At 52.9% G+C, this 19,341-nt stretch carries 20 protein-coding genes and 1 other RNA gene; 3 read left to right on the plus strand and 18 right to left on the minus strand.

Going from position 1 to position 19,341, the window contains the following annotated elements; translation table 11 throughout:
* Window positions 1-338: 338 nt before the first annotated feature.
* Window positions 339-2,291, plus strand: a complete 1,953-nt coding sequence (locus ACEPST_RS01855; protein ID WP_395390473.1) for an ABC-F family ATP-binding cassette domain-containing protein — start codon at window positions 339-341, stop codon at window positions 2,289-2,291.
* A gap of 64 nt (window positions 2,292-2,355) precedes the next feature.
* On the opposite strand, the gene ACEPST_RS01860 is transcribed toward ACEPST_RS01855, so the two are convergent.
* From ACEPST_RS01860 to ACEPST_RS01945, 18 genes are all read right to left on the minus strand, one after another.
* Entirely contained in the window at window positions 2,356-3,072 is a 717-nt protein-coding gene (locus tag ACEPST_RS01860) for an SDR family NAD(P)-dependent oxidoreductase (RefSeq protein WP_204120961.1), read from the minus strand.
* Window positions 3,073-3,547: 475 nt separating this feature from the next.
* Window positions 3,548-4,609, minus strand: a complete 1,062-nt coding sequence (locus ACEPST_RS01865) for a winged helix DNA-binding domain-containing protein (RefSeq protein ID WP_204120962.1) — start codon at window positions 4,607-4,609, stop codon at window positions 3,548-3,550.
* Between the two features lie 24 nt (window positions 4,610-4,633).
* On the minus strand, window positions 4,634-5,677 hold the full coding sequence (gene tsaD / locus ACEPST_RS01870; protein ID WP_125765724.1) for a tRNA (adenosine(37)-N6)-threonylcarbamoyltransferase complex transferase subunit TsaD: 1,044 nt from the start codon (window positions 5,675-5,677) through the stop codon (window positions 4,634-4,636).
* 60 nt (window positions 5,678-5,737) lie between these two features.
* Entirely contained in the window at window positions 5,738-6,331 is a 594-nt protein-coding gene (rimI, locus tag ACEPST_RS01875; protein ID WP_204120963.1) for a ribosomal protein S18-alanine N-acetyltransferase, read from the minus strand.
* Window positions 6,315-7,043, minus strand: a complete 729-nt coding sequence (gene tsaB / locus ACEPST_RS01880; RefSeq protein WP_204120964.1) for a tRNA (adenosine(37)-N6)-threonylcarbamoyltransferase complex dimerization subunit type 1 TsaB — start codon at window positions 7,041-7,043, stop codon at window positions 6,315-6,317. Before tsaB ends, rimI begins: the two co-directional genes overlap by 17 nt.
* A gap of 194 nt (window positions 7,044-7,237) precedes the next feature.
* Window positions 7,238-7,981 carry an acyl-[acyl-carrier-protein] thioesterase gene (locus ACEPST_RS01885; RefSeq protein WP_204120965.1) on the minus strand — a complete coding sequence of 248 codons (744 nt, stop codon included), beginning with the start codon at window positions 7,979-7,981 and terminating at the stop codon, window positions 7,238-7,240.
* 5 nt (window positions 7,982-7,986) lie between these two features.
* The gene (gene rsmI, locus ACEPST_RS01890; protein ID WP_125765704.1) at window positions 7,987-8,868 is read right to left on the minus strand and encodes a 16S rRNA (cytidine(1402)-2'-O)-methyltransferase; all 882 of its coding nucleotides are present in this window, start codon (window positions 8,866-8,868) and stop codon (window positions 7,987-7,989) included.
* A gap of 11 nt (window positions 8,869-8,879) precedes the next feature.
* A complete protein-coding gene (locus ACEPST_RS01895; protein ID WP_125765703.1) occupies window positions 8,880-9,218 on the minus strand; it encodes a DNA replication initiation control protein YabA in 339 nt (112 codons plus the stop codon).
* 29 nt (window positions 9,219-9,247) lie between these two features.
* The gene (gene holB / locus ACEPST_RS01900; RefSeq protein WP_204120966.1) at window positions 9,248-10,261 is read right to left on the minus strand and encodes a DNA polymerase III subunit delta'; all 1,014 of its coding nucleotides are present in this window, start codon (window positions 10,259-10,261) and stop codon (window positions 9,248-9,250) included.
* Between the two features lie 9 nt (window positions 10,262-10,270).
* Window positions 10,271-10,600, minus strand: coding sequence for a cyclic-di-AMP receptor (locus ACEPST_RS01905; RefSeq protein WP_125765701.1), 330 nt, complete (start codon window positions 10,598-10,600; stop codon window positions 10,271-10,273).
* Between the two features lie 27 nt (window positions 10,601-10,627).
* Window positions 10,628-11,272, minus strand: a complete 645-nt coding sequence (gene tmk, locus ACEPST_RS01910) for a dTMP kinase (RefSeq protein ID WP_203644646.1) — start codon at window positions 11,270-11,272, stop codon at window positions 10,628-10,630.
* Window positions 11,273-11,844: 572 nt separating this feature from the next.
* Window positions 11,845-12,096: a YaaL family protein gene (locus ACEPST_RS01915; RefSeq protein WP_125765700.1), complete on the minus strand. Its 252-nt coding sequence runs from the start codon at window positions 12,094-12,096 to the stop codon at window positions 11,845-11,847.
* 14 nt (window positions 12,097-12,110) lie between these two features.
* Window positions 12,111-12,710: a recombination mediator RecR gene (recR, locus tag ACEPST_RS01920; RefSeq protein WP_125765699.1), complete on the minus strand. Its 600-nt coding sequence runs from the start codon at window positions 12,708-12,710 to the stop codon at window positions 12,111-12,113.
* Between the two features lie 21 nt (window positions 12,711-12,731).
* Window positions 12,732-13,052, minus strand: a complete 321-nt coding sequence (locus ACEPST_RS01925) for a YbaB/EbfC family nucleoid-associated protein (RefSeq protein ID WP_191988081.1) — start codon at window positions 13,050-13,052, stop codon at window positions 12,732-12,734.
* Between the two features lie 19 nt (window positions 13,053-13,071).
* Entirely contained in the window at window positions 13,072-14,808 is a 1,737-nt protein-coding gene (gene dnaX / locus ACEPST_RS01930) for a DNA polymerase III subunit gamma/tau (RefSeq protein WP_204120967.1), read from the minus strand.
* 539 nt (window positions 14,809-15,347) lie between these two features.
* An RNA gene (ffs, locus tag ACEPST_RS01935) (signal recognition particle sRNA small type) lies at window positions 15,348-15,434 on the minus strand.
* A gap of 22 nt (window positions 15,435-15,456) precedes the next feature.
* Window positions 15,457-15,969 (minus strand): nucleoside deaminase, encoded by a 513-nt coding sequence (locus ACEPST_RS01940; protein ID WP_203644935.1) that lies wholly within the window; start codon window positions 15,967-15,969, stop codon window positions 15,457-15,459.
* A 57-nt stretch (window positions 15,970-16,026) separates the two neighbouring features.
* Window positions 16,027-16,635 (minus strand): class I SAM-dependent methyltransferase, encoded by a 609-nt coding sequence (locus tag ACEPST_RS01945; protein WP_204120968.1) that lies wholly within the window; start codon window positions 16,633-16,635, stop codon window positions 16,027-16,029.
* A gap of 199 nt (window positions 16,636-16,834) precedes the next feature.
* On the opposite strand from ACEPST_RS01945, the gene nrdH reads away from it, so the two are divergent.
* Both nrdH and nrdE read left to right on the plus strand, forming a co-directional pair.
* Complete coding sequence (nrdH, locus tag ACEPST_RS01950; protein ID WP_203638964.1) at window positions 16,835-17,062, plus strand: glutaredoxin-like protein NrdH; 228 nt, start codon at window positions 16,835-16,837, stop codon at window positions 17,060-17,062.
* A gap of 109 nt (window positions 17,063-17,171) precedes the next feature.
* Window positions 17,172-19,337: a class 1b ribonucleoside-diphosphate reductase subunit alpha gene (nrdE, locus tag ACEPST_RS01955; RefSeq protein ID WP_204120969.1), complete on the plus strand. Its 2,166-nt coding sequence runs from the start codon at window positions 17,172-17,174 to the stop codon at window positions 19,335-19,337.
* Window positions 19,338-19,341 lie beyond the last annotated feature (4 nt).

The following is a 19,341-nucleotide window of genomic DNA, read 5'->3' on the forward strand; positions in this document are numbered from 1 at the left end:
CAATATTACGAGTTACCACCAGTCGGCGATAACACTTTCTCTAAATGACATCCTGATTGTGAAATTGACTTTCTTACAAATTATAGCATAACCACTGGTCTTGTGAAAGAATTTGCAAATATTTTTCACAATTCTTTACTAATTTCGGTCTAATCCCAGAATATGCTAAAATAGACGTATCTGCGTTGGTCAGGTCAGCCCCTCACTGTAGGTGGCCAAAATAGCCGGGAGCCGTCGCGCCACTTGCTTTTTCGTGGCTTTCGCTTCAGCTGACCAACGAATAACTAATTAACCATCAACATGAATTAAACTAAAAAATATAAGGAGGTCGGTTCACCGTGATACTTTTACAAGTGCAACAGGTTACCCGCCGATTCGGCGCCACCGTCCTGTTTGAAAATGTCAGTCTGGATGTCCCTGAACACGGTCGCGTCGCCCTAGTTGGCCGCAACGGTGCCGGGAAATCCACCCTGCTCAAAATGATTGCCGGCGAAACCACCCCGGATGTCGGTCAAATTACCACTAAACGGGGACTTACCCTGGGCTACCAAGCGCAAAACGCCGGCTTAGCCTCATCTAAAACGGTTTGGAACGAAATGCTGGAGGTCTTCGCCGAGGTCCGGGCGACGGAGAAACGGATTCACGAACTTGAAACACAGATGAGTGACCCCGCCATCATTGCCGACGAGGAACAATTTGCCCAAATCAGTGCAACCTACGATCAGCTACAACAAGATTTTAGCGACCACAATGGGTACGGCTACCAGGCCGAGATTCGCGGTGTTCTTCACGGTTTTGAATTTGGCGAGGAATACTACGATAAGCCCATCAATGAACTCTCGGGTGGACAACGGACCCAATTGGCCTTGGCCAAACTGCTGTTGGAACGGCCCGACTTGCTCATTTTGGACGAACCTACCAACCATTTGGACGTTGAAACGTTGACCTGGCTCGAAGGCTACCTCCAAGGTTATTCTGGCGCCATTCTCGTCGTTTCCCATGACCGGTACTTCCTGGATCACGTGGTCAACGACGTCTACGACATGGCGCACGGCGGCCTGGTCCACTATCCGGGCAACTATTCTCACTACATTTCCGCTAAGGCCGAACGGCTACGGCGCGAATGGAAGGAATACGACAAGCAGCAATCTGAAATCGGCAAGCTCGAAGACTTTGTGAACAAGAACATTGTTCGCGCATCAACGACCAAACGGGCCCAGGCTCGCCGGAAGCAGCTGGACAAGATGGACCGCATGGAGAAGCCCGAGGGGGATGAAAAGGTCGCCCGCTTCTCCTTCACGCCCCACCGCCAAAGTGGGAACGTCGTGTTAGACGTGGTCAACGGTGCTGTCGGGTACGACCAACAGGTGCTCTGCGCCCCGGTCACCCTCGACATCAAGAAACACCAAGCCGTCGCTATCGTTGGCCCCAACGGTATCGGCAAATCAACCCTGTTGAAAACGATTCTGGGTCGCATTCCCGCCCTTCAAGGCCAAATCATCTTTGGTACCGGCGTGGACACGGGCTACTACGACCAAGACCAAGCCACGTTGCACGAGAAGAAGACCGTCTTGCATGAACTGTGGGACGACCATCCCACGACCCCTGAAGGCGATATTCGCTCTATTCTCGGAAGCTTTCTGTTCACCGGGAGCGACGTCGACAAGAGCGTCCACAGTCTTAGTGGGGGTGAACGGGCCCGGCTCCTGCTGACCAAGCTGGCGTTACGGCACGATAACTTTCTGATGCTGGACGAACCGACGAACCATTTGGACATCGACAGCCGCGAGGTCTTGGAAAATGCCCTGAATGACTTCGACGGGACCATCCTCTTCGTTTCCCATGACCGGTACTTCATCAATCAGGTCGCCACACAAGTCGTTGAATTGGCCCCAACCGGCACGATTCGTTACCTAGGTAATTACGATTACTACATGGAGAAAAAGGCGGAACAGGATGCGTACGCCGCCAAGGAAGCCGCCGAAGCCGAGGAAGCCCACCCAACCGTGGTTGCCCCGAAGCAAACGCAGGTCGACTACCAGCAACAAAAGGAGCAGCAAAAGGCCAAGCGGAAATTAAGCCGCCAGGTCGAGGCGCTGGAAGCCAAGCTCGGTGACCTCGAACAACAAAAAAACGTTATCGAAACGGACATGAGTTCACCGGACAACTTCAACGATGCCGAGAAGCTAGCTGACCTGCAGGCACAATTGACTGCGGTCACCACGGACCTCGACGCCACCGAAGAAGAATGGACGGAAAAGAGTTTAGCCTTAGAAGATTTTAACGATTAATTAAAAAGCCGTTTCACCCGTTATCCCCTAAGGGACGCGAGTGAAACGGTTTTAATTTACCCTTTTATAAAGCGGTGTATCCGCCATCGACGTTAATCGTGGCGCCGGTCACAAATGACGCCTCATCACTAGCGATGAAGGCAATGACGTTGGCGATTTCTGCTGGTTCGGCTAGCCGGCCGATTGGCATCTTACCCACCATCGGTCCGGTCACCTCTGGTGGCAACGTCTTCAGAAGCGGTGTCGCCACGTAGCCTGGTGCTACCGAGTTGAACCGGATACCCTGTTGCGCATAGGTAACGGCCTGGGATTTGGTGTAGTTAGCCACACCGGCCTTGGCTGCGGAATAGGCCTGCGACTTGGCAGCGCCCACGACCCCGAGAATCGAGCTCATGTTGACGACGCTCCCACTCCCCTGCTTCACCATCTGGGCAACGGCGACTTTGTTGGTCAAGACGACCCCGGTCAAATCAATTGCAATCACCTTGTTCCAGTTGGCCATATCCATGTCGGCCACGCCAGCCTTCTGCTCGGCAACCCCGGCATTGGCCACCAAAATATCCAGGTGCCCGTACTGACTGACCACCTGATCGACCATCGCTTGCAGAGACTGCTCGTCCGTGACGTCCGTCTTGATAAACGCCACACTATCATCGGCAGGAGCCGTCACGTCAGCGGACACCGCCGTCGCGCCCTCGGCCGTAAACTTTTGAATGGTCGCCAGTCCAATTCCGGACGAGCCACCTGTGACAACGGCTACCTTGTTCTCTAGCTTACCCATGACACATCACTCCTTTGCGTCCAGTATACTGCAAATCAGCATTAACATGTAAGCGTTTTAATTACGCCTCCGGGTGGGGGGAAATAAGACCGATTCCATCCGTTCCCGCCGTCAGGCTCAAGGTCCCCTGCTGTGGGGCCCGGCTCCAGCCTGAGGACCGGTCTTCCGCCTCGCCTTGAAACCTCGCTAAGAACCGCGAGTTTTCAAGGTCGTCCCGTGCTCTAAGCTGAGAAAAATCACTCAGCTAAGACCACCGACACAGCTGGGAACCTTGGCCTGCCTCTGGTCACTCACGGCCGCTTTTATTTTCCCCATCAGTTAACTAGTTACTACTATTCATTGGCGATAATGGCTATTTCAGTCGGTTACAAAAAAGCCGTTCCCACTTGAAATGGCAACGACTTAGTTATTTCATTTAATTTAAGTGCGTACAACATCGTGATTCCCAAAAGGTGATTACACCTTCAAAACGATTTTACGTAAACGAAATGCCATCATACGTTAACTGGCAGAACTCAGCGATACGCTCGAAGAATTTCGCCACCGCCGCCTGATCAAACTCACCCCAACGGGTTACCATAAACCGCATCCGCTTCCCCGAAATCTGATAATTCCAGTGACCAACCAATTGACCATTGGCAATAATTGGGGCCATCAGGATGCCATTCACGGTCCACATTTTCGATTGCAGGGCAGGATCGACTAACCAGGCCTTTTGCTGATAGCCGGTCATCAGTGAACTGAACCGCGGCGCTATCAGCGTGCGGTCGGCCACCTCTGCCGTTATTTCCCGTAACTGTTGGGCCGGCACCGTCTGCGTTAACCACAGTGTCTCGCCCGCGACCGTCACGGGCGTCAACTCGGGTCCGACCACGCGCCAGGCCGGCCGGGCCTTACCAATCTTAACGCCCGACCATTTCACAAAGTCCGTCAACGTCGCCGGACCAAAGCCCGTAAGATAACGGCGAATCAGTTCTTGGGTCGCTAGCTGCTGGTCGACCCGGGAAAAGTCCGGTCGAAACAGGTGAAACTGACTCTGCCCTGGCTGGCCCTGCATCACGGCTCGACCTTGCGCCTCCAACACCTGGAGCACCGCGTAGTCAAAGTTTCGTGAGCGTTTCAGGCCAGGGACCAACTCGGCCACACAAGCCAGGTAATCTGCCTTGGACAACTCCTGGTGCTGCAGGACTGCCGCAATTTCATCAGCCACGGCGTGAACCTGCTCGGACTGACCGACAAAATAAGCCTTGGGAAGCCGCTCCGTTTGCCGGGCATTGATCATCAACTGCCAGTCCGCCGCGGTATAGAGGTGGAGCGTCCACCGTTGCCCCCAGGAGCGAACCAGCTGCCGCGTCTGATACAGCGCCGTCAACTCGGCCATGCTAGCCTGCGTTTGTAGCGCGACAGTCAGTTCGGCAACTCGCTGATTCTGGGCCTGAATCCCAATCACTTGGGTAAACGGCTGTAGAATTGGCGCGTCAACCGTTAACACGCCCTGCTGAAATAACCGATAAGCCAAAAGCTCTGCTGGCGTCATGCGCATGCTCCCTTCGCGTGTCCCCTACTTGGCTGAGTCAGCCGCCCAGTCGAATTCCAAACTTGGGTCGGCGTTCAACGTCGCGTCAGCGAAGACGCCGTGACGATAGGCCACGTTAGCAAAGGCGCCGATCATGGCCGCATTGTCCCCACACAATTTCAGAGGGGCTTTGACCAAATGTGTCGTTGGGTTGCTGGCTAGATCACTGGCTAAACGGTCTCGCAGGCCATGATTAGCCGCCACCCCACCGGCCAGAATCAGCTGGTGAACGGGGTAATCGGCTAGGGCGCGCTGCGTCTTTTCAGCCAAGACGTCGACAACGGCCTGTTGGAAACTGGCCGCTAAGTCTTGCTTGCTAAGCGTTTCGCCAATCTGGTCGGCGTGGTGGGTCGTGTTGATGAAGGCACTCTTCAACCCGCTAAAGCTAAAGTCAAAGTTGTCGTCCTTCTCCATGGCGCGGGGAAAGTTAAACGTGTCGTGGCCTTGGTGCGCCCATTCGTCCACGGTCTTCCCGGCAGGATAGTTCACGCCCATTACCCGGCCGACCTTGTCGTAAGCCTCACCAGCGGCGTCGTCACGCGTTTCACCGATGATTTCAAATTCATTTTCAGCTGGCATGTAGACCAGTTCCGTGTGACCACCGGAAACCAGTAAGGCCATCGCGGGGAACTCGATTGGTTCCACGTAACGGGCCGCATAGATGTGACCGGCCATGTGGTTAACAGGAATCAGCGGTAAGTTGTGGGCAAAGGCCACCGTCTTGGCCGCCGTGACCCCAATCAACAGGGCACCGACCAAGCCGGGACCGTACGTGACCGCCACGGCATCCAGGTCGTCATACCCGACCTCGGCCTCGGTCAGCGCGTCCTTGATACACAGCGTGACCTCTTCAATATGGTGCCGACTCGCAACCTCGGGCACCACGCCACCAAAGCGTTGGTGACTCTTGATTTGCGTTGCCACAATGTTTGACAGAATCTTGTGGCCATCTTCAATGACCGCCACACTCGTTTCGTCACAACTTGATTCGAACGCTAAAATTAAATTTCGCTTATCCGTTGGACCCACTCCCTTTTCTGTTATCAATCTGATTTACTAATTCAATTAAAAAGACGAGTGGCCAAACGCCTACTCGTCTGCGTCCGCAACGGTGTCATCGTTTAAATACAATTTCATATCCGCTGCGTCTTCGTGGTCGCCTAAATAGTAGCCCCGCTTGATGCCGGTCTGTTCAAAGTCCAAGTCCCGGTAGAGCCGTTGGGCATTGGTGTTGGAGACGCGGACCTCTAAGCTGACAGACTTGTAATTCAGCTTGCGCGCCTTTTTGATCATGATGGCCAATAAAAACCGCCCGAGTCCCCGGTTCTGGTACTCCGGTAGGACAGCAATATTGGTGATATGGGCGTCCCGGGTCCGTTCGTCAAAGGTACAGCCGATGAAGGCCAACAGCTTATCTTCCTTACGAATAACCAGGTAGAGCCGATCCTTTTCACGGCGCAGCTCGTTGGCAAAGGCCGTGGAATCCCATGGGGCCTTGCCAGCATAGACGGCCCGTTCAATTTCAATCATTTCAGGAATGTCCGTGAAAAGGGCTTTGGCCACAAAATACGTGACCTCTCGGATGTCTACCCGGTGGTTCTTGACGTCCATGGTTTCCTCACGCACTTGTTCACGCCGGCTTCCAAAAACATTTTTATACCAGACTTTAAATTTTTTCAACATATGAGTCGTTATCCTTTTTATTATTCGGGTTCTTCGCTTGCCATTCTGCTTCAGCCTGCGTCAAACGTAAATAGTTTGGCACAAACCGGTCGACATCCTTGACGGGCGCCATCTCTTGGCCCAGTAAGCCAATGGTGGCGACTTGAGGCAGGTTCAACCAGGGACTGATCTTGGGTGTTGCAGCTGACACGGTCGTGTTAATTAGGTCAGCAAAGTGACTGGCATCCCCCAGGAACCAAACGGGTTCAGCGTACTCCGTCACGGCTTCTAAGAAGCGCGTGATGTTTGTGTGAGCGTCCGCAATGACGACCGTTGGCACGCCATCTTTGATCCGGTACAACCCAGCAAAGACGTTTTGGTTCCGGGCGTCAAACAAGGGCGCCACCAGCGCACCTTCCACCGGCACGTTAGCTGCGAGCGTTGCCAGACTGGAAACAGCCACCAGCTCAATGTCGAGCGTCGAGGCGAGTGTCTTGGCGGTCGTCACGGCAATCCGGATGCCCGTGTAGGAACCGGGTCCTGCGGCAACAACGACCCGATCAAGGTCCGTCGGCTTGAGATCTGCCATCTCCAGAAGTCGTTCAATTTCTGGTAAAAGGTACTCCGCGTGTTTTTGATGAACGGTGACCGTGATGGCAGCTAACACCGTGCTGTCATCTAACACGGCGACGCTCAAAGGTCGATTCGATGTATCAATTGCTAAAATCTTCATAATTACTTGCGTTCCCCTTTACTGGACTTCACCAAGCCGGTGAGTTGCCGGGAAGTGAAAAGCGGTGGCCGAACTCGCCCACCGCTAACCATCTGTCTCGGTTGTTGCGCCCGTTTACTGTCTTTATCAGTTTATTATACTACCACAAACGGACGGACGCGACACCTTCTCTGCTTGAATTTTCTTAAAAAAGACTACCGTACTTGCCACTGAATCGTTGCCTTGGCAGCTAACACGTCGCCGCTGTAGATGGCATGTTGACTAACCAACGCGTCATCCGGCTGTACGTAATCACTGGTGACTTGCCGGCCATACGTGACTTCGTTTTCATAACGAATTCGAATATCCGTGGGCTGATGCTGGCGTAAAAAGTCTGCCGGCAGGGCATCCAACATCCACTCGAAGTAGTGCGCGTTGTTAACGTGGCCGTTCTCGTCGATATCAAAGTAACGGACCGTATAGGGTTTATCCGCCAACGTGGTTTCCTCAGGTAAGCGGTCTGGCCGGGGCAACCGCGGCAAGCGTACGCTCGGTTCACTCTCGTAAGGTGCCATGACTTCGGCAGGAATCGCCGCAATCTTGCGGGTCGCGTAACTCATGGTCACCCAGATGCCCTCGGCGTAGGCCAACTGATTGCCATTGGCATCGAACAACCAGTATTCGCGGTAGGCGAAGTACTTGTTAAACGACGTTGCCCGGGTCTTCAGCGTCACCTGGTCGCCAATCGCTGGTAACTGGGTCACTTGAATATGGTACTGGGTCACGACCCAGCCGACCCCGTGGGACTGCACAAATTCTGTGGTCAATCCCAGCGCAGCGTTCTGATCTTCAGAGACCAGCACGAAGAGGTCAATCAGCATGGCCAGAGTTAAATGGCCGGTGTCGTCTGCTTCATAGTAAACGACACGATGGGGTTCGGTAAATTCATTTGCGGCCACCTAGGTCACTCCTTGTCTAAATGATGGTAGGTATTATAGATTGCTTGTTTCTTCACACCACGCAGGTTGGCGACCTCTTTGATGGCGGCGTTGGGCTTTTCTCCCGCTGCAATCAACCGGTCGACCTGGACTTCGACGGGTTCGCTCAAATCGACCGCCGTCGTTGCCGTGGTGGTGGGTGCGGGGTTGCCGCCAACCAACACCACGAATTCGCCTCGAACCGTGTCCGTGGCGGCCCATTCAGCCAATTCGGCTAAGGACCCGCGGAGAAATTCTTCGTAGCGCTTGGTGAGTTCCCGGCAAAGTACGGCGGGCCGGTCATCCCCAAAGCCCGTTGCCAGATTCTGCAGGGTCTTCTTCAACCGGTGTGGTGCTTCATAGAAAATCAAGGTTTCTGGACGTTGCGCCAAGCCCTCGATTTCAGACCGTTGATCCTTGGGTTTGCGATCCAAGAAACCGTAAAAATAAAACGGTTGGGGTAGTAAACCAGAGGCAATCAACGCCGTTAACCCTGCATTGGCCCCAGGTAGCGGAACCACGGGGATTTGCGCCGCGATGCAGGCATTGACCAGCTCATGGCCGGGATCCGAAATGGATGGCATCCCCGCGTCACTGACCTGGGCAATGTCTTGTCCCTGCTGGAGTTTGGCGACCAGCTGGGGAATCCGTTCCTGCGTGTTGTGCTCGTGAAAGCTGATTTGTTTCGTGGTAATTTCAAAATGATTTAATAATTTCTGGGTGTTACGGGTATCCTCGGCGGCAATTAAATCGGCGGCCTTCAGGGTCTTAACCGCCCGAAAGGTCATGTCGTCCAGGTTCCCAATGGGCGTTGGCACCAGGTATAAATGACCCTGGGCATCGTCCTTAAAACTCCGTGTTCGTTCCATCATGTGGCCTCCTACTGATCGCGGTAAATAACTTCCAGGCAAAAGGCACATTCCTCATCCTGCTTGCGCCGGGTTCCGTAGAATTCCCGGCAAACGTGAAAGCCTTCCTCGTAAAGTTTCTCCAGAATCTGTCGCGACTTGGAGAGCCCTTGGGGTGTTTCGGGATCCTCGGGCAATGTCTTCTGTAGCTCCCGCACCAAGTCCCGCAAGTGCTGATTCTCAATTTCCAATTCGGCATTTTGCTCAAACACCTGCGTCATCTGCGTTTGTAAGTCAGAGAATTGGGCGAGCATCTGCTGCAACTGACCCTCAAGACTCTTGAATTGATCATAAACTTCTTCTTTATCCAAAGCTGCCACCCCTCCAATGCTGACTAGTCTTAGCGCATTTGCGCCAGAATCTGTAACGTTAAGGCTTCTAAGATTGCTTGAAAATTCATGTTCCCGGCCAACTGCCCGCGCGTGGCGAGCGTCAGCGTCATGATGGCCACCAGCTGGTCGATGGATAGGCGTTGACCCACCTCACGACTCGCCTGCGCCACCTGCGGATAGGCCAGGTCATCTGGACCGACCGTCCCCGACTGTTGGCGTAAGGCATCGTGCCAGGCCTGCACGACCATGTCTAAAATGATCCCCTGCCGATCTCGGTTACTGCCCAGTGGGACCAGGTCCGTTTGCACGCGGACAAAGGCCCGCTCATCCTTGGCACAGCAGGCGGCTAACCATTGGCCCACCGCCGCTTGGGCGTCCTTTAACCAGTCATCCGCCGTCAGTTCCAAAGCGGCACTGACGCTTTCGGTTAAGGTGGTCAATAAGTAACGCTGACTGGGAACGACGCCGGCCGTGGCTAGGGCATCCGTCAAGGCTCGTGGCGACACCCGGAGAAAGTCAACGACCTGCGTCCGCGACAAAATCGTGGGTAAAATCAGGTTTTTATTGGCCGTCAACAATAACGCCACCGTGTTGCCCACGGGTTCCTCAATAAACTTTAACAGGCTATTGGCGGCCCCAGTCGTCATCCGGTCGACCTGGTCGACGATGAAGATCTTTTGATTCCCCTCCACCGCACTCTTGGTAAACTCCGCCTTTAAGTAGCGGACTTGGTCGACCTTGATACGCTGGCCGTCCGGAACCACGCTGACTACATCGGGATGGTCGCCCGCCATGATGCGCCGGCACTCGGCACAGGTCCCACAGGGCAAGCCCTCAGCCGTGACATTTTGGCAAAATAACCGCATGGCCACGGTCCGCGCAACCTCTTGTCGGCCGGTCCCGTCCGCACCATTAAAGAGGTAGGCGTGCGCCAGATGATTGGTTTGAATCAGTTGCATAAAGTGGGTCACGAGTTGCGGCTGAAGCCGTTGGGCCGTGGCGACCACGGATTCTTCGGTCATATTTTCCTCCTAAAAACGGTGGAACTGCTCAACGGGCATCACGAATACCGTGGCCCCGCCGACTTGCACTTCGACCGGGTAGGCGGAAGTACTATCGAGTTGGGCATCCAGGTTAACGGGTGGCGTCATGAACTGCTGGCGCGTGTGGCTAGCTTCCTTGATCATGTCCAGCACCTCATCGACGCGCTCATCTTCCAACCCAATCATAAACGTCGTGTTCCCAGACTTTAAGAAACCACCGGTCGTGGATAACCGGGTCGCGCGAATATCGTGATCGATAAATTCATTACTGAGACGGTTTGCATCCTTATCTTGGACAATGGCGATTAATAATTTCATAACTGGTTTCCTCCCTCAATGCCGGTGCTAAAAGTAAGCTTGGGCCGTGTGCTTGATGAGTGCCAACGCCTGTTCCACCACGACTTCAGGTGCCTGCGTGGCATCAATCAGTTTGATGCGTTCCGGGTGCGCAGCTTGTAAGCGCAAATAAGCAGCCCGGACCCGGTCGTGAAAGGCCGCCTGCTCAACGTCTAGCCGGTCGACCTTTTTGGGGTCCCGGTGCGCTTGAATTCGGTGTAACCCCACTTCAGCCGGGACATCGAAATACACGGTTAATTCGGGCAACAGCCCGTCCGTGGCAAATTCATTCATTTGGGCAACGGCGGCTTCCCCGATTTCACGGCCAGCACCTTGATAGGCAACGGAACTGTCCACGTAACGGTCGCACAGCACCAATTTATCATCGGCTAGTGCGGGTAAAATGGTCTCCGCTAAGTGTTGCCGCCGAGCCGCTGCGTACAATAAGGCTTCCGTGCGGTAATCCATCGCCGTGTTGGCGCGGTCTAAAATGATGGCCCGAATACTTTCAGAAATCGGGTTGCCCCCGGGTTCTCGCGTAATCGTGAGTCGGTCACCCAACACAGGCGCAATTTGTGCGGTAATGGCCTGCAGCGCGCTAGTCTTCCCGGCGCCGTCGGGTCCTTCAAAACTAATAAACGTTCCTGACAACATACTCGACCCCATTTTTGTTTGATAGTTATATTGTACTTGAATTCAGAATTGATGTCTATTTGCATCGCTAGCTTTCGCCTGTTTCTTACCAAAAGTTCACGACTTGGCGTTGGTGAAAATGTCTGCGTTCAACTTCGTTCCCGCCGGCGGGCTCAAACCGCCCTGCTGTGGGGCCGGCTCCAGCCTGAGAAACGGTCTTCCGCCTCGCCTTGAAACCTCGCTGTGGGTCGCGAGTTTCCAAGGTCGTCCCGTGCTCTAGACTGAGAAGTTCACTCAGTCAAGAGCACCGACACAGCTGGTCAGTTTGGCCCGCCTCTGGTCACTGACATTGCGTGGACTTTTCACCAACGCTGTCATTCACGTTCACGCACTATGCTTGTCTGACTGACATAATAATTTTTCTATTATACGCACGGTAACTAGAGAACACAAAACCAATTTCAACAACTACCATAGCGTTGCTTAAATTTCTTCAACTTCACTCTCCTCAATTCTACACGCGCCGTCAACATGCGAGCACAAAAAAAGACGAACCGCTTAACGCTTTCGCCTTTCCCTTACTACTTATTAAATTAATCGCGGAACACTGCGGCAGAGATGTGCTTTCCTCTGACGTGGCGGCGACGGGCTTCGCGGTACAAGAAGAGGTACGTCTGCCGGGCCAGCGCGGTGTTGGCCGTCATTTGATTGTCGGCGTCCGCAATGGCCTCTTCCGTTTGCTTGGCGTGGTCCCAACGGTCCTTGGCGTCGTCGATGCTCAACAGGAGTTGTTCATCGTACGCGGCCTTTAACCGTGGGAGTTGCCGTTTCTTTCGTCCAAACATGTGGCAACCCTCCTCTACATTTCCGTTCGACCTTCAACCGCCTTGAACAGCGTCATTTCATCCGCGTATTCGATATCACTGCCGACGGACAAGCCGTGGGCTAATCGCGTAACCTTGATGCCCGCTGGCTTGATCAAGCGAGACAGGTACATGGCCGTGGCTTCACCTTCTGGCGTGGCGTTGGTCGCGATGATAACTTCTTTAATGGATGGATTCTGCTGTAACCGATTGATGAGGCTGGCAATGTTCAGGTCTTCCGGCCCCTTGCCTTCGATCGGTGACATGACACCTTGCAAAACGTGATACAGGCCATGATATTCCTTCATCTTTTCCATCACCATGATGTCCTTGGCCTGTTCAACCACTAAGACGTGCGATTGGTCCCGCGTCTTGTCGGTACAGATGACACACGGATCACTCTCGGTAATGTTCCCACAGATGGAACAGAAGTGCAGGTTTTTTTTGGCTGAAATTAATGCCTTGGAAAACGCCGTGACGTCATCTTCTTGCATATCAATCGTGAAGAAGGCCAGCCGCGTCGCTGACTTTTGCCCAATACCCGGCAGCTTCATGTAGCTGTCGATCAGTTGGGCAATCGGTTCTGGATACTGCATGGTCACAACGTCCTTTCTAAATTACATCCCGGGAATGTTCATGCCTTGCGTGTATTTGCCCAGGGATTGTTTCGTTGCTGCATCAACTTGGCCCAGGGCGTCGTTAACGGCGGCTAGGACTAAGTCGGCCAACATATCAGGGTCATCGGGATCGATGGCTTCTGGCTTGATGGTCAGGTCGGTCATCTTCCGTTCACCGGTAAAGGTGGCTTGGACCATGCTATCTGGTGAAACGCCGGTAAAGCTTTGGGCGTTCAAGTTGTTTTGGTCCTCTTCCATCTTCTTTTGCATTTGGCGCATTTGTTTCATCATGTTCCCCATATTTCCCATGTTCCGCATCATTAATCATCCTTTCAAGGTTTTAATCATTTTTAACATCAACAACATCTTTACCAAACAGTTCTTCCGCCTTGGTGACGACGGGATTAGGTGCTGGCTTAGTTGGTTCCGGTGACTCAGCGTTATTTTGCAGCTCATCACGGTGATCTGTCAAATAATTCTTTCGAATCGTTGGCCACTCATCCTTCGGCACGAAGACGACGGGTAAGGCCGTCCCAATCATGCGATCCAACCCATTTTCTAAGGCATCGGTCAACTCGTGATCGGTCGTCGCCCGCTGGTATAGGAAGGAATAATCAAAGGCCACAATGACCCCGGAATCCGCTGCCGCTACCGGTTGCGACACCTTCATCACGGCTCGCTGCGTAATAGATAACGTATCCAGCAGGTCGGGCCAAACTTCTTGAAGTTGGTTTAACTTCTCCCGCGTAGCCGACCCCAGAACGGGATAGATTTTTGCCAGGTTAACTTCTTTAACCGGGGCCGCCTTCGTCGTTCGTGGCTTAGCCGCTGCGGGTTTTGCCGCAACCGGAGCTTGTTCCAACTGCTTGACCGTGTTACGTAGCTGGTCGACCTCGTGTTGCAGGGAGGTCAGCTCAGTTGAACTAGCGGCTGCCTGTGGCGCAGCGGATGCTGCCGCTGTGGGTGCTACCGGTTGGGCCGCCCCCACCTGCCGACCAATCTCGGCCAGTTTGATCGTCAGAATTTCTAGATAAACGTCGGGATGGGTCGTAAACCGCATCTGTTGTTGAATGGCATTTAACTCATTGATCATGGCGTACATGGTCTGCGCTGGCGTTTGCTTGGCTAAGGCTTGGAAGTCCTCGCTCACGCTGCCCATCTCGGCCTCTTCGACCAGCTGAGGCGCCTGTTGGTATAATAACAGGTCGCGGGCATAGCTGATGACGTCCTCGGTGAACCGCTCGGCATCCTTGCCAGCTTCCAAAACGGATTGGAGCGTGGCTAAGGCCGCCTTGGTATCTCCGGCCAGCACCTGTTGCACGTAGGTCGCTAACAGTTCGTGGGTCACACTCCCCGTCACCAACAACGCGTTATCCAGGGTAATTTCATTATCCCCAAAGGACAGCGCCTGGTCGAGAATGCTCAGGGCATCCCGCATACCACCTTCGGCCGCCTTGGCAATCACCTTAACGGCTTGTTCATCGTAAGTGACACCCTTTTGGTCCAAGATATAAGTCATGCGCGCATAACTATCATTGGCCGCAATTCGTTTGAAATCAAACCGTTGGGTCCGCGAAATAATCGTGGCCGGAATCTTGTGGGGTTCCGTGGTGGCTAAAATGAAAATCACGTTAGCCGGTGGCTCTTCCAACGTCTTTAACAGTGCGTTGAACGCTCCAGTCGATAACATATGAACTTCATCAATAATGTAGACTTTGTAATCGGCCACGGTCGGCGCGTACTTCACCTTATCCCGGATATCTCGAATTTCTTCGACCCCGTTGTTCGAAGCCGCATCGATTTCAATCACATCGTTGAGCGTCCCCTCAGTGATGGCCTTGCAGGTCTCACATTCATTGCAGGGTTCGCCGTCCGTTTGATGGTGACAGTTGATGGCCTTCGCAAAGATTTTAGCCGCCGAGGTCTTCCCGGTTCCCCGCGGACCAGCAAAGAGGTACGCGTGACTGATTTGGTTGGTCGTAATGGCGTTTTTCAAGGTACGGGTAATGACTTCTTGCCCAATCATATCCTCGAATCGCTGGGGCCGCCAGACCCGGTAAAGTGCTTGATAAGCCATGCAATCTGTTCCTTTCTTTAGTCGTTGTTTCATGCCTCCGGGCTGGTGAAAATGAGCCGTGACGCTGTGGGCGCCCGTCTGGAGCCTGAGAAGCGGTCTCCAGACTTACTTTGAGCCGCTGAGAAACACGTCTCAAAGATAGCAGTTACCTAAGCGGGGAACCCGCTAAGGTAACTCCCACGGCTGAGCTCATTTTCACCAGCCCTGCGGCTTACATCGACTTAACCCGCTAACCCATTCAATAGACACACGATACTATCTATTTATTTTCCAGTGGTGTTTTCATCAACTTTGCCGTCTAGGCCTCATCGACCTGCTTATATCATTAAATAAGTCGAAAAATTTCTTTACGTGTGACGCAAACGTTCTTTTAATTTTACCCATTTTGCTTAAATTCACTGATTAACATTATAGCCTTTTTGACCGGGTCCTGTCACGACTCAGGTCGGAGATTTACCGGAACTTAATTGGGAACTTAATTAGCTAAATTTGGACACGAAAAAACTCCCAGTCCACGGACTAGGAGTTGGAATTATCACATAAACTTGAAGCACAAAGCGAAACGAACTTAGTGCTGCTTCCTTCCGGACCTGACACGATTCGTAAGCCCACCCTTGCTCCAAGGCCTTTACGGCAAATACTAGTGTATCATGATTTATTCTTGCTGTCTAGCGTCTTGTTAGCTTCTGCGCGTTTGGCCGCTTGCCGAGCCTTCTTCGCTGCCTTCTGCCGCTTGCGAGCCGCCTGGAAAAAGCTGACCATTCGCTCACCAGCATCCTTGGCCAGTAAGCCTTCATGGACCTTCACGGTGTGATTCAACCGCGTGTCCGTCAACGTTTCGTAGAGACTATCGACTGCGCCCGCCTTCGGATCACGCGCGCCATAAAAGACTTCGGGAATCCGTGAGTTAATAATCGCGCCGCTACACATCAGGCACGGTTCAATCGTCACGTACAGCTGACACTCTTCTAGTCGCCAACTCTTTAAGGTCCCACAAGCCTCTTCGATGGCCCGCACCTCGGCGTGCATCGTGGCATCGTTGCCGTGCTCGCGGAGGTTGTGCCCCCGCCCCACGATGTGATCATCATGCACAATGACGGCCCCAATGGGCACCTCACCAATGATGGCGGCCTGATCCGCTTCAAAGAGGGCCTCTTCCATATAGTGACGTTGTAATCCGGTATAACTCTGGTCGCGCACGGGGACCCCTCCTTTCAGCTAATCGGCTGTCAGTGTGCTCTCTAAGATATAGTAGCCTTTATCCTTCTTAATGTTTGTACAGTTGCCAAACGTTTCTTTCATGGTCTTCTCGGCCGACGGTGCACCCTGCTTCTTCTGTAAGACCACGGTCAACGTCCCGCCTGGAAGCAAATGATCCTTAGCCCCCGTCAACATGGTCGTTACCACCTGCTTACCGGCACGAACGGGCGGATTCGTAATGATAGCCGCGTAACGCTCCGTGACGTGGGTATACACGTCTGAGGTCTTGATCTCCACGTTTTCAATTTGATTGGCCACCGCATTTTGCCGGGCCAAATCCAAAGCTAATTCATTCACATCGACCATGGTGACCTGGCGATCAGGCCACTTCTTCGCCAGTGCCAGGCCGATTGGGCCGTAACCTGTGCCAAGATCCAACCAAGGACCAGCCGGTGTCTTGTCGGCGTTAAACGCATTCAGCAGCGCCCGTGAGCCGTAGTCCACCCGGTTTTTAGAAAAAACACCGTTGTCGGTGGTAAACAACAATTCGTTGCCTAAGAGGGTAAACGGCCAATGATGTTCCTCGTGTAAAACGTCTGGATTTTGTGTATAATAGTGATTAGTCAATTTCTCCGCCACCTTTACTGACTATTTTACCGTAGTTAGTCGTTGGTGGCTAATAAAAAAAGTTTATCAGTTCAGACACTATATTTGGTAGTTATTGTATGTTTCAACTACCAAATATAGTGTCTTTTTTGATTGTAATTTTCCATATCTGGTGTACACTGAACACATTGATAATGAATTTTACGAGGAAGTGTCGACCATGAAAGTAACAGTTTATTCAAAGAACAATTGTATGCAGTGCAAGATGACAAAGCGTTTTCTGAGCGAACATAACGTGGATTTTGAAGAACGGAATATTAACCAAAACCCCGAATATGTGACGTACCTCAAGGAGAAGGGTTTCCAAGCCGTTCCCGTTGTTGAAGCACCGGGCATGCCAGCCTTCTATGGCTTCCGTCCAGACCAATTAACACAAATCGCGGGCTAAGCCTTTTTTAGTTCGGCACAAACCCGTCTTGGCGACGTCGTGTTTGTTCACGGTGCCGCCATTTTTGTTTGAATTTTACGCAAATTAAGAGAAGGAAGAGTTGATCAGTATGCCTTTAAAAGACTTAACCGACGTGACGTATTACGACTTAAATAACGAAATCAACATCCCCGTCGACGGTCAAATTCCGTTGAACAAGGATCAAGAGGCCCTCCAAGCCTTTCTGAAGGAAAACGTGATTCCCAACACCAAGAAATTTGCTTCCTTACAGGAACGTTTTGATTTCCTAATTGCCAACAATTACGTTGAAGAAACCGTCATCGCCGCCTATCCCATGAGCTTTATTGAAGACCTGTACGCCTACATGCGTGCGCAGAATTTCCATTTCAAATCCTTCATGGCCGCTTATAAGTTCTACGCTCAATACGCCTTGAAGACGGATGACAACGACTACTACTTAGAAAACTTTATCGACCGGGTCGCCATGAACGCCCTGGACTTCGCCGATGGGGACCAACAACTGGCACACGATTTAGCGGATGAAATTATTCACCAACGCTACCAACCGGCCACGCCTAGCTTTTTAAACGCCGGTCGTTCTCGCCGGGGCGAACTGGTCTCCTGCTTCCTGATCCAGTCGACCGATGACATGAACACGATTGGCCGGACCATCAACTCGGCCTTGCAACTGTCCCGTATCGGCGGTGGGGTCGGCATTAGCCTCTCCAACCTGCGGGGGGCCGGTGATCCCATCAAGCACATCGAGGGCGCTGCATCCGGCGTCGTGCCCGTCATGAAATTACTCGAAGACAGTTTCTCCTACTCTAATCAACTAGGCCAACGTCAAGGCGCCGGGGTCGTTTACCTGAGCGTCTTCCATCCAGACATCGTGGCTTTCTTGAGTGCCAAGAAGGAAAACGCCGACGAAAAGATTCGCTTGAAGACGTTATCCTTAGGCATCACCGTGCCCGATAAATTCTACGAGCTCTGTGCGGCCGACGATGACATGTACCTGTTCAGTCCCTACGACGTTGAGCGCATCTACGGCAAACCCTTCTCCTACGTGGATATCACCCAGGAATACGACAACATGGTCGCCAACCCTGACATTCATAAGAAGAAACTGAAGGCGCGGGACCTGGAAACCGATATTGGCAAGCTCCAACAGGAATCCGGTTACCCCTACATTGTGAACATCGACACGGCTAACCGTGAGAACCCGATTGACGGGCGCATCGTGATGAGTAATTTATGCTCAGAAATCATGCAGGTCCAAACGCCTTCCACTGTCAACAATCGCCAAGAATACAGCCAGTTGGGCACCGATATCTCCTGCAACCTGGGCTCAACGAACATCGTCAACCTCATGGCCGCTCCCGACTTTGGCCATTCCGTCGAGACCATGGTGCGGGCCCTGACCTTTGTTACCGACCACTCCGACATCGACGTGGTGCCTTCTATTCAAAAGGGTAATCAATTGGCCCACACGATTGGTTTGGGCGCCATGGGCTTACACAGCTACTTTGCCAAGAACCACATGATGTACGGTTCCAAGGACAGCATCGCCTTTACCAGCGTTTACTTCATGCTGCTGAACTATTGGACGTTGAAAGCTTCTAACCAAATTGCCAAGGAACGCCACGAAACGTTCCACAACTTTGACAAGAGCGCCTACGCCGATGGCAGTTATTTTGACCGCTACACCACGACCGACTGGCGGCCAGCCAACACGAAGGTTCAGGAATTGTTTGCCGACGTGTGGCTCCCCTCGCCGGAAGATTGGGCAGCCTTGAAGACCGCTGTCATGCAGGACGGCCTGTATCATCAAAACCGGATGGCCGTTGCGCCTAACGGGTCCATTTCCTACATCAATGACACGACTGCGAGCCTGCACCCCATCATCAACCGGATCGAAGAACGTCAGGAAAAGACGATTGGGAAGATCTACTACCCAGCGCCTTACCTCAGCAACGACACCATGCCGTATTACAAGTCCGCCTACGACACCGACATGCGCCGGGTCATTGACGTTTACGCGGCCGCCCAGAAGCACGTGGATCAAGGGATGAGCTTGACGCTGTTCATGCGCTCCACGATGCCAACCGGGCTGTACGAATGGAAGAATGGCCGGACCGATAAGATGACCACGCGGGATCTGAGTATTCTGCGGAACTACGCCTATCACAAGGGCATCAAGTCCCTCTACTACGTTCGGACCTTCACCGACGACAACAACGAAGTCGGCGCCAACCAGTGTGAAAGCTGTGTCATTTAGACCG

It is taken from the genome of Levilactobacillus sp. FUA 3915 (assembly GCF_044053135.1).
GTDB lineage: Bacteria > Bacillota > Bacilli > Lactobacillales > Lactobacillaceae > Levilactobacillus > Levilactobacillus lanxiensis.

What these genes read in the sequence shown, in the direction of transcription:
- tsaB (WP_204120964.1), bottom strand. Translation starts at nt 7,043, where the DNA reads ATGAAGATTTTAGCAATTGATACATCGAATCGACCTTTGAGCGTCGCC.
- nrdH (WP_203638964.1), top strand. Translation starts at nt 16,835, where the DNA reads ATGAAAGTAACAGTTTATTCAAAGAACAATTGTATGCAGTGCAAGATG.
- ACEPST_RS01860 (WP_204120961.1), bottom strand. Translation starts at nt 3,072, where the DNA reads ATGGGTAAGCTAGAGAACAAGGTAGCCGTTGTCACAGGTGGCTCGTCC.
- tmk (WP_203644646.1), bottom strand. Translation starts at nt 11,272, where the DNA reads ATGTTGTCAGGAACGTTTATTAGTTTTGAAGGACCCGACGGCGCCGGG.
- ACEPST_RS01925 (WP_191988081.1), bottom strand. Translation starts at nt 13,052, where the DNA reads ATGATGCGGAACATGGGAAATATGGGGAACATGATGAAACAAATGCGC.
- recR (WP_125765699.1), bottom strand. Translation starts at nt 12,710, where the DNA reads ATGCAGTATCCAGAACCGATTGCCCAACTGATCGACAGCTACATGAAG.
- rsmI (WP_125765704.1), bottom strand. Translation starts at nt 8,868, where the DNA reads ATGGAACGAACACGGAGTTTTAAGGACGATGCCCAGGGTCATTTATAC.
- holB (WP_204120966.1), bottom strand. Translation starts at nt 10,261, where the DNA reads ATGACCGAAGAATCCGTGGTCGCCACGGCCCAACGGCTTCAGCCGCAA.
- ACEPST_RS01940 (WP_203644935.1), bottom strand. Translation starts at nt 15,969, where the DNA reads ATGGAAGAGGCCCTCTTTGAAGCGGATCAGGCCGCCATCATTGGTGAG.
- nrdE (WP_204120969.1), top strand. Translation starts at nt 17,172, where the DNA reads ATGCCTTTAAAAGACTTAACCGACGTGACGTATTACGACTTAAATAAC.
- ACEPST_RS01865 (WP_204120962.1), bottom strand. Translation starts at nt 4,609, where the DNA reads ATGACGCCAGCAGAGCTTTTGGCTTATCGGTTATTTCAGCAGGGCGTG.
- dnaX (WP_204120967.1), bottom strand. Translation starts at nt 14,808, where the DNA reads ATGGCTTATCAAGCACTTTACCGGGTCTGGCGGCCCCAGCGATTCGAG.
- ACEPST_RS01915 (WP_125765700.1), bottom strand. Translation starts at nt 12,096, where the DNA reads ATGTTTGGACGAAAGAAACGGCAACTCCCACGGTTAAAGGCCGCGTAC.
- rimI (WP_204120963.1), bottom strand. Translation starts at nt 6,331, where the DNA reads ATGTTGAAAAAATTTAAAGTCTGGTATAAAAATGTTTTTGGAAGCCGG.
- ACEPST_RS01905 (WP_125765701.1), bottom strand. Translation starts at nt 10,600, where the DNA reads ATGAAATTATTAATCGCCATTGTCCAAGATAAGGATGCAAACCGTCTC.